Annotated in this window: 15 protein-coding genes; 12 read left to right on the top strand and 3 right to left on the bottom strand. The window is 63.9% G+C overall.

Annotated features, from left to right (window positions below; genetic code table 11):
* Positions 1-21: 21 nt before the first annotated feature.
* From EV686_RS06550 to EV686_RS06525, 6 genes are all read left to right on the top strand, one after another.
* The gene (locus tag EV686_RS06550; protein WP_132474692.1) at positions 22-564 is read left to right on the top strand and encodes a Chromate resistance protein ChrB; all 543 of its coding nucleotides are present in this window, start codon (positions 22-24) and stop codon (positions 562-564) included.
* Positions 548-1,771, top strand: coding sequence for an MFS transporter (locus EV686_RS06545; protein ID WP_377748297.1), 1,224 nt, complete (start codon positions 548-550; stop codon positions 1,769-1,771). The genes EV686_RS06550 and EV686_RS06545 overlap by 17 nt, the downstream gene beginning before the upstream one ends.
* A 71-nt stretch (positions 1,772-1,842) precedes the next feature.
* The gene (locus EV686_RS06540) at positions 1,843-2,763 is read left to right on the top strand and encodes a DNA/RNA non-specific endonuclease (RefSeq protein ID WP_132474690.1); all 921 of its coding nucleotides are present in this window, start codon (positions 1,843-1,845) and stop codon (positions 2,761-2,763) included.
* A 94-nt stretch (positions 2,764-2,857) separates the two neighbouring features.
* Positions 2,858-3,295 (top strand): GFA family protein, encoded by a 438-nt coding sequence (locus EV686_RS06535; RefSeq protein WP_132474688.1) that lies wholly within the window; start codon positions 2,858-2,860, stop codon positions 3,293-3,295.
* Between the two features lie 177 nt (positions 3,296-3,472).
* Positions 3,473-4,519 carry a dTDP-glucose 4,6-dehydratase gene (rfbB, locus tag EV686_RS06530; RefSeq protein ID WP_132474686.1) on the top strand — a complete coding sequence of 349 codons (1,047 nt, stop codon included), beginning with the start codon at positions 3,473-3,475 and terminating at the stop codon, positions 4,517-4,519.
* Positions 4,520-4,549: 30 nt separating this feature from the next.
* The gene (locus tag EV686_RS06525) at positions 4,550-5,011 is read left to right on the top strand and encodes a hypothetical protein (RefSeq protein WP_132474684.1); all 462 of its coding nucleotides are present in this window, start codon (positions 4,550-4,552) and stop codon (positions 5,009-5,011) included.
* 30 nt (positions 5,012-5,041) lie between these two features.
* Here EV686_RS06525 and lexA read toward each other — a convergent pair whose 3' ends face one another.
* Complete coding sequence (gene lexA, locus EV686_RS06520) at positions 5,042-5,683, bottom strand: transcriptional repressor LexA (protein WP_132474682.1); 642 nt, start codon at positions 5,681-5,683, stop codon at positions 5,042-5,044.
* Between the two features lie 180 nt (positions 5,684-5,863).
* Between lexA and dusA the strand changes: the two genes are divergently transcribed.
* Complete coding sequence (gene dusA / locus EV686_RS06515) at positions 5,864-6,853, top strand: tRNA dihydrouridine(20/20a) synthase DusA (protein WP_377748299.1); 990 nt, start codon at positions 5,864-5,866, stop codon at positions 6,851-6,853.
* A 1-nt stretch (position 6,854) separates the two neighbouring features.
* Here dusA and EV686_RS06510 read toward each other — a convergent pair whose 3' ends face one another.
* Complete coding sequence (locus EV686_RS06510) at positions 6,855-7,316, bottom strand: CBS domain-containing protein (protein WP_132474678.1); 462 nt, start codon at positions 7,314-7,316, stop codon at positions 6,855-6,857.
* A gap of 62 nt (positions 7,317-7,378) precedes the next feature.
* On the bottom strand, positions 7,379-8,743 hold the full coding sequence (locus EV686_RS06505) for a YihY family inner membrane protein (RefSeq protein WP_424451208.1): 1,365 nt from the start codon (positions 8,741-8,743) through the stop codon (positions 7,379-7,381).
* A 114-nt stretch (positions 8,744-8,857) separates the two neighbouring features.
* Between EV686_RS06505 and EV686_RS06500 the strand changes: the two genes are divergently transcribed.
* The 5 genes from EV686_RS06500 to leuC all read left to right on the top strand — a co-directional run bounded on the left by EV686_RS06500 (position 8,858) and on the right by leuC (position 14,726).
* Positions 8,858-9,292, top strand: a complete 435-nt coding sequence (locus EV686_RS06500; RefSeq protein WP_132474676.1) for a DUF2069 domain-containing protein — start codon at positions 8,858-8,860, stop codon at positions 9,290-9,292.
* The gene (locus EV686_RS06495; RefSeq protein WP_132474674.1) at positions 9,289-10,842 is read left to right on the top strand and encodes a protein adenylyltransferase SelO; all 1,554 of its coding nucleotides are present in this window, start codon (positions 9,289-9,291) and stop codon (positions 10,840-10,842) included. Before EV686_RS06500 ends, EV686_RS06495 begins: the two co-directional genes overlap by 4 nt.
* Positions 10,843-11,139: 297 nt before the next feature.
* Entirely contained in the window at positions 11,140-12,201 is a 1,062-nt protein-coding gene (gene aroC / locus EV686_RS06490) for a chorismate synthase (RefSeq protein WP_132474672.1), read from the top strand.
* Between the two features lie 150 nt (positions 12,202-12,351).
* Complete coding sequence (locus EV686_RS06485; RefSeq protein WP_132474670.1) at positions 12,352-13,146, top strand: M48 family metallopeptidase; 795 nt, start codon at positions 12,352-12,354, stop codon at positions 13,144-13,146.
* A 176-nt stretch (positions 13,147-13,322) separates the two neighbouring features.
* Positions 13,323-14,726 carry a 3-isopropylmalate dehydratase large subunit gene (gene leuC / locus EV686_RS06480; RefSeq protein ID WP_132474668.1) on the top strand — a complete coding sequence of 468 codons (1,404 nt, stop codon included), beginning with the start codon at positions 13,323-13,325 and terminating at the stop codon, positions 14,724-14,726.
* Positions 14,727-14,736 lie beyond the last annotated feature (10 nt).

Here is a 14,736-nt window from a genome sequence, read left to right as displayed (position 1 = left end):
CGCTACATCTGATTGATTGCAATGGATACACAGGGCTGGTTGTTGCTGACCTACAAGGTCCCTCCGGAACCCAATAGCCGCAGGGTCGCGCTATGGCGGCGCCTGAAGGGGTTGGGCGCGGTGTATCTGCAGAACGGCGTATGCCTGCTGCCGAAGACCAGCGATCATGTCAGATGGCTGAAGATGCTGGAGAACGATATCTCGGGAATGGGCGGAGACTGCGTGCTGCTGGAAACAGTGGCGTTGGATCGCGCACAGGAAGAAAAGGTCGTCGCGCGCTTCAAGGCGGATCGCGATGAGCAGTACGGCGAGTTCATCCGCCGCTGCGCCGACTTCGAGGCCGAGATCGCAAAAGAGATCGCCATCAAGAAGTTCACCTATGCCGAGCTGGAAGAAGAAGAGACCGATCTGCGCAAGCTGCAGGGCTGGCTCGAAAAAATCCGCAAGCTCGATTTCTACGGCGGATCCCTGGCGGAACAGGCTGCTTCGCGCCTGAAGGATTGCGAATTCGTGCTGGACAGCTACGCGCAACAAGTCTTCGATGCCCATGATGAAAACCGCTGAAACACTCACGGCTTCGCCGCCGGAAAAGCGCGCCATCCCCCGCAGTATCTGGGCGCTCGGTTTCGTGTCCATGCTGATGGATATCTCCTCTGAGATGATCCATGCGCTGCTGCCCATCTACATGGTCGCGGTGCTGGGCACTTCCGTGCTGGCGGTGGGGCTCATCGAGGGCATCGCCGAGGCGACGGCGTCCATCGTCAAGGTGTACTCGGGGGCGCTCAGCGACAAGTTGGGGAAACGCAAGCTTCTGGCCATACTGGGCTATGGCCTGGGAGCCTTGAGCAAGCCGGTATTTCCGCTGGCCGGCACGTTGGGCTGGCTGGTGGGAGCCCGCTTCATCGATCGCGTGGGCAAGGGGATCCGCGGCGCGCCCAGGGACGCGCTGGTGGCGGACATCACGCCGCCCGAGCTCCGGGGCGCTGCCTATGGCCTGCGCCAGACGCTGGATACGATAGGCGCCTTCCTGGGGCCTTTGCTGGCGATCGGCCTGATGTGGCTCACCGCCAATCATTTCCAGACCGTGTTCTGGATCGCAGTCCTGCCGGCATTCCTGGCCGTATGGGTGCTGGCGGTCTTCGTGAAGGAGCCGGAGCAGCCGCCAGTCGGGAAACAGCGCAGGGCCTTGCTGAGCAAAGAGGCGCTGAAGCGGCTGGGAGCGAACTACTGGTGGATCGTGGGTGTCGGCGTGGTGTTCACCCTGGCCCGTTTCAGCGAAGCATTCCTGATCCTGCGCGCTTCCGAAGCCGGGCTGGAGCCGATGTGGGCGCCGATGGTGATGGTGGTGATGGGCGTGGCATTCTCCCTGTCCGCCTATCCGGCTGGCGCCTTGTCGGACCGTGTCGGGCGCCTGTCGATGCTGGCTGTGGGCATGCTGCTGCTGGTGGCGGCCGACCTGGTGCTGGCATTCGCGCCTGGCATGGGCGGGCTCGTGCTTGGAGTCGCTCTGTGGGGCTTTCACATGGGGTTTTCGCAAGGGTTGTTCGGCGCCCTGATCGCGGACAGCGCGCCCGCCGAGTTGCGCGGCACGGCATTCGGCTTCTTCCATTTGCTGACGGGCGTGGCGCTGTTGCTGGCAAGTGTTCTCGCAGGCCTGCTGTGGGATATGACGGGTTACCGCGGCACATTCGTATTCGGCGCGGTATTCGCTGCATTGACGTTGATGGGCCTATGGCTCATGCAGCGGCGTAAAATCCTCGGCATTCGATAGACAGCACAGGGTTCCTCTTGCCTGGCGCGTAACGGCAAAGCCGCTCCTGCGCCAGGCATTTCATTTTTCGCATGGCAAGACACAAACAATCGGCTGTACGCAGGAAAACTTCGAAAAGAACCAGGCAGGCCAAGCCCGGGAAAGCGAGCTTCAGGCGTTTCCTGACAGCATTTTGTACCGCTGCGGCGCTGTCTTTCGGCGTTTCCAGCGCCTGGCTCAACCCGCAATGGGAGATCGCGCAGCGGCTGGACGATGCGCTTGTCAGGCTGGGTTGGCAGCATGAGCCGTTCCCGCCGCTGCTGTCGTCCGGCGCGCCCCTGGCGCAGACCAGCTTTGCCGCCTGCAGAGATCTGTTTCCCGCAGGGGCCGCGCCGCTTGTTCCGTCCGGCCCCGCATTGCGGGAACTGTGCTTCGATGCGTTTGCCGTGCTGCATAGCGGGCAGACGCGCACGCCGGTCTTCGTTGCGCAGCGTCTCAATCGGCAAATGCTGGCCGATGCGCGGCAAATACAGAGAACCGACAGGTTCTATGCGGAGGGGCGCCTGCCGCAGTCGGAGCGGGCGATGCTGGACGACTATCGAGGGTCGGGATACTCTCGCGGACACATGGCGCCGGCGGGCGATATGCATACCTCGGAAGCCATGGCGCAAAGCTTTTCGCTGGCCAATATGGCGCCGCAGGACCAGGCGCACAACGCGGGCGCATGGAACAAGATAGAGCAGGACACCCGCAACTACATCATGCGCGCCGCCGGAGACGTCCATGTGTTCACGGGGCCGGTGTATGTGGCGCAGCAGCGCCGCATTGGCTCGGGGGTTGCTGTGCCGGACTATTTCTACAAGCTCGTGTACGACGCGCGGAGCGGGCGCTCGTGGGTGCACTGGCAGGCCAACCGCGCCGACGCCAGGGCCGGACGGCCCATCGATTATGAGGAGTTCGTACGGCGCACGGGGCTGCATCTGCTGCCGGAGGCGAGGCTGGGTTATCCTTGATGCAGGCGGTAAATGCGAATAGAGCCTCGCTCGCCCTTGCCATGGACTGCAGGGCTCGCGTTTGGCTCGAGCGGTTATACACGAGGAGACCATCATGGATAAAGACGCATCAGCCCAACGCTTCCAGGGACGCTGCCTGTGCGGCGCGGTTACGCTGACGATCCGTGCGGAGCAGCCGTCTATGGACGTTTGCCACTGCAATATCTGCCGCCGCTGGGGCGGCGGCCCGCTGATGAGCATAGAGCAGCACGATGCCCCGGATATCCGGGGCTCGGAGCATGTCGGCATTTATGCCTCGTCGGACTGGGCGGAGCGCGGGTTTTGCAAGCAGTGCGGCACCCATCTGTTCTATCGCCTGAAGCAGGGCAGCTTCCACGCAATTCCCGTAGGGCTGTTCGATGAAGGCGACTCCTGGAAATTCAAGCAGCAGATATTCATCGATCAGAAGCCGCGGAATTACCAGTTCGCCGACCAGACTACCGTCATGACGGGACAGGAAGTTTTCGATCAATGGAGCGCCAGTCAGGGATGATCCTGTGTCCGCGACCGGAATATCAATGGACATGACCACGGGTCAAAGCGCAAGCCTCGTCGTTCACGACGAGGTCAAGCGAGGCGGTGGTCATATGGCGCCGCAGGCGCCCCCGTATTGTGGCGAGGAAGCTCCCGACTTCAGGCGGGAGTGACTCACATCAGGAATGGAGAGGGCATGATTCTCGTGACCGGCGGCGCCGGATTCATCGGCGCCAATTTCGTGCGCGACTGGCTGGCGCAGGAGGACGAGCCTGTCGTCAACCTGGACAAGCTGGCCTATGCGGGCAGCCTGGCGTCGCTGGAAGGCTTGCTGCACGACCCCAGGCATGTGTTCGTCAAGGGGGATGTGGCGGATTCGGCGCTGCTCGCGCGCTTGCTGGAGTCGCACAGGCCTCGGGCAGTCGTGCACTTTGCCGCGCAGAGCCACGTGGACCGCTCCATCCTGCACCCCGAGGATTTCATCCAGACGAATGTGGTGGGCACGTTCCGCCTGCTGGAGGCCGTGCGCGCGTATTGGCTGGCGCAGGATGCGGGTGCGCGCGAGCATTTCCGCTTCCTGCAGATATCCACCGACGAGGTCTATGGCTCGCTGCCGCCGGAAGCAGCGCCCGTGGACGAGTCCGGGGCCTATGCGCCGCGCAATCCCTATTCGGCCAGCAAGGCGGCGGGGGACCACCTCGTGCGCTCGTATCACTGCACTTACGGCCTGCCGGTATTGACCACGAATTGCTCCAACAACTATGGGCCTTTCCAGTTCCCGGAAAAACTGATTCCCAGGATTCTGCTGCAGGCGCTGGAAGGCAAGCCTCTGCCCATCTATGGCGACGGACTGCAGGTGAGGGACTGGATCCACGTATCGGACCACTGCAGGGCCGTCCGCGCGGTGCTGGAGAAGGGTCTTCCGGGCAGGGCCTACAATATCGGCGGCAATTGCGAGCGCACCAATCTGTCAGTCGTCCACGAAGTCTGCCGCCTGCTCGACAGGCTGAGTCCCAGGGGCGACGGCGCACCCTACGCAAGGCAGATCACGCACGTCGAGGACAGAATGGGACATGACCGGCGCTATGCGCTGGATGCGGGCAGGCTGCGCGAGGAATTGGGCTGGCAGCCGCTGGAATCCTTCGAAGCGGGCCTGGAGAAAACGGTGCGATGGTATCTGGCGCATCCTGGTTGGGTGGCGGAGTTGCTTGGTAAATCAGCAGCAACAAATGTAATAAACTGACGCATTGGCCGCAACGATCCGGGTTGCGGCATGATCACCATGCAAAGCTGGAGTGTTGTGCGTTACCTGTCCTTGATGCCGTGTCTGCTGTTTGCCGTAACGGTGTCCGCCGCAAGTGCCGAAGAAATCCTTTCCTGCGAGATTGCGGGCGATACGGGCGCTTACTTCCGGCTGACGGAAAACCAGGGACAAGTGTCATACGTATTCGGCAAGGAGGGCGACGCCAGTCCCTCGACGGCAGTCAGCATGCCGATCGGCAAGGTCGTGTACCGGTCCTGGGACAATTACGGGCAGTATCTCAGCTATCTCGTCGTGCTGCACAAGGATGATCACGTCTATAGCGTGTACGCGTCATATGACAATTGGAGCGGCGTGGATGCGACCGGGGTGACGGTCGAGCACAAGGAAGTCTTCCTGGCGGATCACAGATGCCGCCACATGACGGTGAAAGGCGACCTTGTCGCCTATGTCAGGAAGAAAATGCCGAAATAGCCGGCGTAGGCCGGCCGTACCGTGGCAGGGTCAGAGCGGGGTGGAGCGGATCAGGCCTACGGCGATGCCTTCCAGGGAAAAGTCGTCGTCGGGCTGCACGACGATGGGCTGGAAGTCGGGGTTTTCGGGCAGCAGCTCGATATGCCGCGCTGAACGGGAAAAGCGCTTGACCGTGACCTCGTCGCCGATGCGGGCGATGACGATCTGGCCGTTGCGGGCTTCCGGGCTGCGTTTGACGGCGAGCAGGTCGCCATCGAGGATGCCCGCGTCGCGCATGCTGTAGCCCTTGACCCGGAGAAGGTAGTCGGGCTGCTGGGTGAACAGGGACGGCTCGACGGCGATTTCGCGCTCGACGTGTTCCGCAGCAAGAATGGGGTTTCCGGCCGCGACCCGGCCTACGAGAGGCAGGGTCCAGATGGAGGAGGGTTCTTCCCGGGCCGGCGAGTGCGCGGGTGCGTCTTCGGCCAGGCGTATGCCGCGCGATGCTCCCGCCGTCAGGATGATGGCGCCCTTGCGCGCCAGCGCCTTCAGGTGGTCTTCGGCGGCGTTTGCCGAACGGAAACCCAGGTTTTGCGCGATTTCGGCGCGGGTCGGCGGGAAGCCGGTGCGCAGTATGGTGCCGCGTATGAGGTCCAGAACCTGTTGCTGCCGCTGGGTGAGCTTGATTGCCATGGCTGGATAGACTGTATATTTGTACAGCAGATATTGTGTGCCACTGCGCCAAAAAGATCAAGCCATTGTGCGCAATGATTTCCGTATCCGGCGGAGAAATGGCGCCGATGGGCGATAAGGCAATAAAATCCGGGCCTGAATCTGTGTTTTCCGGGAAGTCTTTGAATGTCCAGCCAGCCGCTGCAGCCCGCTTCATGGCGGGTATGCGTCGCTCCGATGATCGACGTGACCGATCGTCATTGCCGCTATTTCCATCGCCTGCTGCATCCCAGGGCCAGGCTTTATACCGAGATGCTGTCCACGGGCGCGGTCCTGCACGGCAATGCGGCAAGGCATCTGGCGTTCGACGAGGCCGAGCACCCGGTTGCCTTGCAGCTGGGCGGCAGCGAGCCCGGGGATCTGGTGCGCGCGGCCAGGATCGGGGCCGAGGCCGGCTACGATGAAATCAACCTCAATTGCGGGTGCCCGTCGGACAGGGTCCAGCGCGGCGCGTTCGGCGCCTGCCTGATGGCAAGCCCGTCGCTGGTTGCGGACTGCGTGCGGGCGATGCAGGACGCCGTAAGCGTCCCGGTCACGGTCAAGCATCGGCTGGGGCTGGACTACGAGGATTCCTACGCGTTCGTCCGCGACTTTGTCGGCACGCTGCACGAGGCAGGCTGCAGGGTTTTCATCGTGCACGCCAGGAACGCGGTGCTGAAAGGCTTGTCGCCCAAGGACAACCGGGAGATCCCGCCGCTGCGCTACGACCGCGCGGCGCAATTGAAGCGGGATTTTCCCGACAGCGTTTTCGTGCTGAACGGCGGCATTGCAACGGTGGAGCAATCGCGCTGTTACCTGGAGACGTTCGATGGCGTGATGCTGGGAAGGGCGGCATGGCATGATCCCGCCGTCCTGACCCGGTTGTGGCTGGCGCTGGAGCCTGATGCCCGGGAGATCGACGGGGATGCCGTCGTGACGGCCATGGCGGCCTATGCGGCGCGGCGGGTGGCGGAGGGAACGCCGATGCGCCTGGTGCTGCGCTCGATGCTGGACTGGTCCCTGGGACGCCCGGGGGCGCGGCGCTGGCGCCAGCGCCTGTCGGATGCGCAATCGCTGGCGGCGAACGATCCCGGACTGCTGCTTGCGGCCTGGGAAGAGCTCAAGGCGGCTTCCCGGGCGCAAGAGCAGTAGCTCAGTTGCTTGACGCTTCTTCGTCGCCCACCGGCCAGTCGCGGATATAGGCCTTGAGCATGTTGTTCTCGAACTCCTGGGCGGACACGACGGCCTGGGCCACGTCATAGAACGAGATCACGCCGAGCAGCATGGGGCCTTCCATGACGGGGACATAGCGCGCGTGCTTTTCCAGCATCAGGCGACGCAGCTTGTCGGCATCGGTGTCCGGCGACACGATGACCGGAGCGCTGTCCATGATGCTGCTGATCGTGGCGCTTCCGACGGCACAGTCGTTCGCGCTGAGGTGCTTGATGATTTCGCGGAAGGAGAGCATGCCGGTAAGCCGCCCATGGTCCATGATGACGAGCGAGCCGATATCGTACTGGTTCATGGTCTGGATAGCTTCGGCGACAGGCGTATCCGGTGTCGCCGTATACAGCGTATCTCCCTTGACTTGCAGGATTTCACTGACTTTCAGCATGATGATTCCCCATTTGTTGTTTTATATGGCGCTTTGATTTCTGACACGGTGCTTAACGCTTGTTATTTTGCATCAATTGCGCGGGATCGGACAGGCCTATCGGCTTTATATGTATCCACTTGTGAGAGGAGGCCGGCCGTGGCGGGGCCCGTAAACCATTCCGCCAGCGTGTATTCGGGCTCTCCATGCGGCGACAGCTCGTGCGCCAGCAGTTCGTTCAGCGGCACCGCGGGCAGCATGCCGCGCGCTCGGCGGCTGTCCAGCAGCAGTGTGTCGATGATGGGAGTGACGCCGATTTGAGCGGGGTCGCAGGACAGGAACCAGCGGTCGTCGTTCTTTTCTGGCGAATCCATGACGTAGCCAAGCCGCTTCAGGGTATCGAGGATGCCGCCAAGCACATTGGTGTCGCACTGCAGTTCGTCGGCCAGGGACTGCAGGCCCCGGCCAGGCTGTTGCCGCTGCTGCGCCTGCCACAGCAGCGAAAGCACGGCGATGGCATCGAGAAAGCCGTCTCCGGGCCTTGCCGCCGAAAGCCAGTGGCGCTGGCGCAGGGATGGCAGGGTGGCGGTAATGGTTGCGCCGGCAAGCACGGCCAGCCACGACAGGTAGATCCACATCAGGAAGATGGGTAGCGTGGCGAAGGCGCCGTAAATGACGGTATAGGAAGGAAAGCGGGTCAGGTAATAGGCGAATCCCGCCTTCATGATCTCCAGCACGATAGATGTGAACATGCCGCCGACCAGGGCGTCGCGCCATTTCACATGGCGGTTGGGCACCGACACGAACAGCGCCGCCAGGGCGAGCCCCGCCACGACGACAGGGACGAAGGACAGCGCAAAGCTGACGATGGCTGGCAGATCGCCGATGCGCCCCAGCGATTCCCGCGCCAGGAGCGCGGTAGCCCACAGGCTGGCTCCCACGAGAAGCGGGCCGAGCGACAGGATGGCCCAATAGACGAGCATGCGCTGGCGCAGCGGCCGCTGCTGGCGCACCTGCCATATATTGTTGAAGGCCTGATCGATCGTCATGATCAGCGAGATCGACGTCACGAACAGAAACAGGCTGCCGATTGCGGTCAGGCGGGATGCCTGCGCGGCGAACAGGTTTAGGTACCGCATGACGTTCTCGGAAACGGCGGGCGGCATCAGTCCGTCGGCCAGGAAGGCCTCCAGCGCGCTCCTGAATTCGCTGAACAGGGGAAAGGCGGTAAAGAGCGACAGAACGACCGCAAGCATCGGTACCGTGGCCAGCACTGTGGTGAAGGTCAGGCTGGAAGCCACCTGGGTCAGTTTTTTCTCGGCGGCGCGTGCGCCGAGGTAGCGCAGCATGCCGGACAGGTTGCCGGTATCTATCCTGGCGAGTTTTTTCTTTTCGGCTGCGGGCTGTGTCCCGTCTTCGGGGCGAAGGTCGGTCGTGTCTTCCGTCATGGCAGGTGATTCGACTCCGGTTGATGCAATTTGTAGCGCGCCGGGCCCGGGTCGCATGATGAATGGCAATGCGGCGGCGTGCACGGCTGCTCCTGTTCGAGTGATAATACCAGTATGAACTCCGAACCTGTCCTGAATCCACTCCTGTACCGTATCGCGTCGGCGAGCCTGGTGTTGTTGATCGTCTGGTGTCTTGCCTGGGAAATGGCAGTGGCGCCGTTGCGGCCCGGCGGGTCCTATCTTGCGCTCAAGGTGCTGCCGCTGATGCTGCCGCTGGGCGGCGTGCTGAAGGGACGCGTCTACACCATGCAGTGGGCCTGCATGCTGATCCTGCTGTACCTCATGGAAGGCGTCGTGCGCGCCTATTCGGACCCCAATCCGACGTCCGCCCTGATGGCCTGGGGGGAGATCGTGCTGTCCTTCACGTTCTACGTATGCGCGCTGTGCTATCTGCGTCCTGCCAAGCTGGCGGCGAAGGCGCGCAAGAAAGAGCAGGAACGGAAAGAACGGGAACGGCGGCGGGCCGAGGCCCTGGAGCAGGGCTCATGAACAGCCAGGCCCTGCGGGAAGGCGCTTTGGCGCCGCAGGCGGATGGATGCGGCGGGCGTCCGGCCTTTGCATTGAAGGGCTCGATCCTGCAATTGCAGGCGGAAAACAGCTATGCCGGCCTGCCTCCCGAGTTCTACACTCGGCAGCAGGCGCGCCCCCTGAACGATCCGCGCCTGCTGCATGCCAACGCCGAAGTGGCGGCCATGATAGGCCTGTCGGAGCAGGCTTTGCGGCAGCCGGACTTCCTGGAGGTCTGCTCCGGGCAGCGCCCCCTGAACGGCGGCAAGACGCTGGCCGCGGTCTACAGCGGCCATCAGTTCGGCATCTGGGCGGGGCAGCTGGGTGACGGCAGGGCTCATCTGCTCGGCGAAGTGCCAGCCCGGGACGGCGGAATGCTGGAGCTCCAGCTCAAGGGGGCGGGCAGGACGCCTTATTCGCGCATGGGAGACGGCAGGGCGGTATTGCGCTCCTCGGTGCGCGAATACCTGGCCAGCGAAGCCATGGCCGGGCTGGGTATTGCAACGACACGGGCGCTGGCCCTGGTGGTTTCCGATGATCCCGTCTACCGGGAAACCGTGGAAACGGCCGCCATCGTCACGCGTGTATCGCCTACCTTCGTCCGCTTCGGGACGTTCGAACACTGGTCGGGGCAGCCGGAGCCGCTGCAGGCCCTGTTCGATTATGTCGTGGACAGGTTCTATCCGGAATGCCGGGGTGCGCCGTCCGGCGATGTCCCGGGGCAGGAAGGCGTTGTGCTGCGTTTCCTGGACGAGGTCGTCCGCCGCACGGCCGTCATGGTGGCGGACTGGCAGACGGCGGGGTTTTGCCATGGCGTCATGAATACCGACAATATGTCGATCCTGGGGCTGACGATCGATTATGGGCCTTACGGCTTCATGGATGCCTTCCATGCCGGGCATGTGTGCAATCACAGCGATACCCAGGGACGCTATGCCTGGAACCGGCAGCCCAGCGTCGCGCTGTGGAATCTGTACCGGCTGGCGGGCGGCCTGATTGCGCTGGGCGCGAAGCCCGATGCGCTGAAGGACCGGCTGCAGCGGTTCGAGCCCCTGTTCCTGCAGGCCTATCGCGACAATATGCGCAGGAAATTCGGTCTGCTGCGGTGGGAGGAGGGCGACGCGCAACTGCTGGACGACTGGTGGAGCCTGCTGCACAACGGCAGGATGGATTTTACGCTCTCCTTCCGCAGGCTGGCCGAGGCGCCGGAGCGCCCGGACGAATGGCTGGAGCTGTCGCCCGAGCCGGAGGAGGCGCGGCAGTGGCTGGCGCAGTATCGGGAGCGCCTGGCCCGCGAAGCCAGGCCCGCGCAGGAACGCATCGAGGCCATGCGGCGCGCCAATCCACTGTATGTGCTGCGCAACCACCTGGCCGAGCAGGCGATACGGGTCGCGCAGCAGGGCGACGCGTCGGAAATCGAAACCCTGATGCGCTTGCTGCGCGATCCTTATACGGAAGTGCCGGGCCGCGAATCGTATGCGGCGCTGCCGCCGGACTGGGCGGCGGATTTGTCGGTCAGTTGCTCCTCCTGACCACGCGCCCAAGCGCAAGCCTCGTCGTTCACGACGAGCTCAAGCGAGGCAGTGTTCATACGGCGCCGCAGGCGCCCCCGTATTGTGGCGAGGAAGCTCCCGACTTCAGTCGGGAGCGACTCATGGAAGGCGGCGCGCAACGCAGGCTGATGGCGTTTTCGCGATCGCCTTCCCGAAGCGCTATGGACGGGCGCTGTCGTCTATAATCGTTTCCTGATTTTTCCTTGTGTTCATATGGTTCCGCGCTGCGGCGGAATCACTTTTCGGCGCGGCTTGCCGCCGCCTGGGTCGATCTTCATGTCAGGTAACAGCTTGGGTCAGTTCTTTCGCGTCACCAACTTCGGCGAATCCCACGGCCCCGCCATCGGCGCCGTGGTCGACGGCTGTCCGCCGGGACTGGCCCTGACGCGGGAAGACATCCAGAAAGAGCTGGATCGCCGCCGCCCCGGCACGTCGCGCCACGTGACGCAGCGCCAGGAAACGGACCAGGTGGAGATACTGTCCGGCATCTACGAAGGCGTGACCACGGGCACGCCCATCGGGCTGCTTATCCGCAACATGGATGCGCGCAGCAAGGACTACGGCAACATCCTGGACACTTTCCGTCCGGGGCATGCCGACTATACCTATTGGCGCAAGTTCGGCGTGCGCGATCCGCGCGGCGGCGGGCGTTCATCCGCGCGCCTGACCGCGCCCACCGTCGCCGCAGGCGCCATCGCCAAGGCCTGGCTGCAGCAGCACGCCGGCGTGCGCATCCGCGGCTACATGAGCCAGCTCGGCCCAACCGCCATCCCGTTCAAGAGCTGGGACGAGGTTGGCGAAAACCCGTTCTATGCGCCCAACGCCGAAATCGTCCCCGAGCTGGAAGCCTATATGGACAGCCTGCGCAAGGACGGCGACTCCATCGGCGCCCGCATCGAAGTCGTGGCGGAGTCCGTGCCCGCCGGCTGGGGCGAGCCCATCTATGACCGCCTGGATGCCGATATCGCGCATGCAATGATGGGGCTCAATGCCGTCAAGGGCGTATCCATCGGCGCCGGCTTCGATTGCGTGACGCAGCGCGGTTCCGAGCATGGCGACGAGCTGACGCCGGAAGGTTTTCTCAGCAATCACGCCGGGGGCGTGCTGGGCGGCATCTCCTCGGGGCAGGACATTACCGTTTCGCTGGCCATCAAGCCGACGTCCAGCATCCGCATCGAGCGCCGTTCCATCAATCGCGCGGGAGAGCCCGTGCAGGTGCAGACGCTGGGCCGCCATGATCCGTGCGTCGGCATCCGCGCCACGCCGATCGCCGAGGCGTTGCTGGCCATTGTGCTGATGGACCACGCCTTGCGTCATCGGGCGCAGACGGGCAACTGACCACGCGCCCAGGCGCAAGCCTCGCCGTTCGCGACGAGGCCAAGCGAGGCCGTGTTCATACGGCGCCGCGGCCCAGGAAGGTATTTTTGATGAAGGAGATGCATCGTGCAGCTTTCAGTCAAACGGTGTTGCGGTGCCGGAATCCGCGTAATGGTGTTGGCGGCCGCCGTGCTGGCTTCGGGCTGCTCCGTTGTGCAGACGACGGCGGGCGGCGATATTGGCATTGACCGCAAGCAATACATGGCCAGCGGCGTTTCCGAGGCCGCCTTGCAGCAAGAGGCCAGCGCCCAGTACGCCCAGATGCTGTCCCAGGCCAAGGCGCAGAAGGCGCTGAATGTCGATGCCGGGCAGACGCAGCGTGTGCGCAACATCGCGCAGCGCCTCATCAGGCAGGTGGGCGTGTTCCGCCCGGATGCGCAGTCCTGGCAATGGGAAATCAATGTACTGCATTCCGACGAGGTCAACGCCTGGTGCATGCCGGGCGGGAAAATGGCCGTCTATACCGGGCTGATCCAGAAGATCAAGCCGACCGATGCCGAGCTGGCGGCCATTATCGGGCACGAAATGGCGCATGCCCTGCGCGAGCATGCGCGCGAACGCGTCTCGCAGCAGATGGCGGCCGGCCTGGGACTGGCGGTGCTGTCGGCGGTTACCGGCAGCGGGGCGGCCATGGACCTGGGCCAGAACCTGAGCGAGGTAATGTTCACGCTGCCCGGCAGCCGCACGCATGAAACCGAAGCGGACCGCATGGGTGTCGAGCTGGCCGCCCGGGCCGGCTACGATCCTCATGCCGCCGTGAGCCTGTGGCGCAAGATGGCGCAGCTGGGAGGCGGCTCGCAGCCTGAAATACTGTCGACGCACCCGTCTTCCGCGACCCGCATCGCCGATCTGGAACAGGCGGCGGCCAGGGTTGAACCCCTGTACCGCCAGGCGGCCAAACCCTGAGGGCAAGGCCCGGCGATTCGCCCTGGCCCGTCCAGATACGCGATCCTCGCCCGGCCGCGGCGGCCGATTGCTTCTCTGTAGGCTGGCAGTGGTAATACTAGGATAACAAGTGGTCTTGTACCCTGTTATTCCGCTGGCATAATACGTGTTTTCCATCCTTGATTGCGAGCATAGTCATGGCCCGAACCTTATACGACAAGCTCTGGGACGCCCATGTGGTGCACCAGGAGTCCGACGGCACCTGTATCTTGTACATCGACCGCCATCTTCTTCACGAAGTGACCAGCCCCCAGGCATTCGAAGGGCTGGCGCTGGCTGGCCGCAAGCCGTGGCGCATTTCCGCCAACCTGGCGGTTGCCGACCACAACGTGCCGACGACGGCCCGCAATGAAGGCATCGAGGACCCCATATCGCGTCTGCAGGTCGATACGCTGGACGACAATTGCGACAAGTACGGCATTACCGAATTCCGCATGAACGACATGCGCCAGGGCATCGTGCACGTCATCGGGCCGGAGCAGGGCGCTACGCTGCCCGGCATGACTGTCGTCTGCGGCGATTCCCACACCAGCACGCACGGCGCCATGGGCGCCCTGGCATTCGGCATCGGCACGTCCGAGGTCGAGCACGTGCTGGCCACGCAGACCCTGCTGATGAAGAAAAGCAAGAGCATGCTGGTCCGCGTGGACGGCGAGCTCCCGGCCGGTTGTACCGCCAAGGACCTGGCGCTGCACATCATCGGCAAGATCGGCACGGCCGGCGGCACGGGCCATGCGATCGAGTTCGCGGGCGCAGCCGTGCGCGGCCTGTCCGTGGAAGGGCGCATGACGCTCTGCAATATGGCGATCGAGGCGGGCGCCCGCTCCGGCATGGTGGCCGTGGACCAGAAGACCATCGATTACTTCAGGGGCCGTCCGTATTCGCCCACGGGCGCGCTGTGGGACCAGGCCGTCGAATACTGGCGCACCCTGCATACGGACGAAGGCGCGACGTTCGATGCGATCGTCGTCATCGACGCCCGCGAGGTCGAGCCCCAGGTCACCTGGGGCACGTCGCCTGAAATGGTGTTGCCGGTCGGCGCGCGCGTGCCGGATCCCGACAAGGAAAAGGACGACGTCCGCCGCAGCGGCATGGAGCGCGCGCTGCAGTACATGGGCCTGAAGCCGAACACGCCCTTGACGGACATCCGCATCGACAAGGTGTTCATCGGCTCCTGCACGAATTCGCGCATCGAGGACTTGCGCGCCGCCGCCGCCGTGGCTCGCGGCAAGCGCGTCGCTTCCAACGTGAAGCAGGCGATGGTGGTGCCGGGCTCTGGCCTGGTCAAGGCGCAGGCCGAAAAAGAAGGGCTGGACCGCATCTTCATCGAGGCGGGCTTCGAATGGCGCGAACCGGGCTGTTCCATGTGCCTGGCCATGAACGCCGACAGGCTCGAGCCCGGCGAGCGCTGCGCCTCCACATCGAACCGCAACTTCGAAGGACGCCAGGGCCAGGGCGGCCGCACGCACCTGGTCAGCCCCGCGATGGCCGCCGCCGCCGCCATTGCCGGCCATTTCGTCGACATCCGCAACTTTCGATAGGACAACGCAT

Source organism: Paracandidimonas soli (assembly GCF_004342005.1).
Taxonomy (GTDB): Bacteria; Pseudomonadota; Gammaproteobacteria; order Burkholderiales; family Burkholderiaceae_B; genus Paracandidimonas; species Paracandidimonas soli.
The sequence above is the reverse complement of the archived record's forward strand: the minus strand, read 5'-3'. Positions and strand labels throughout refer to the sequence as shown.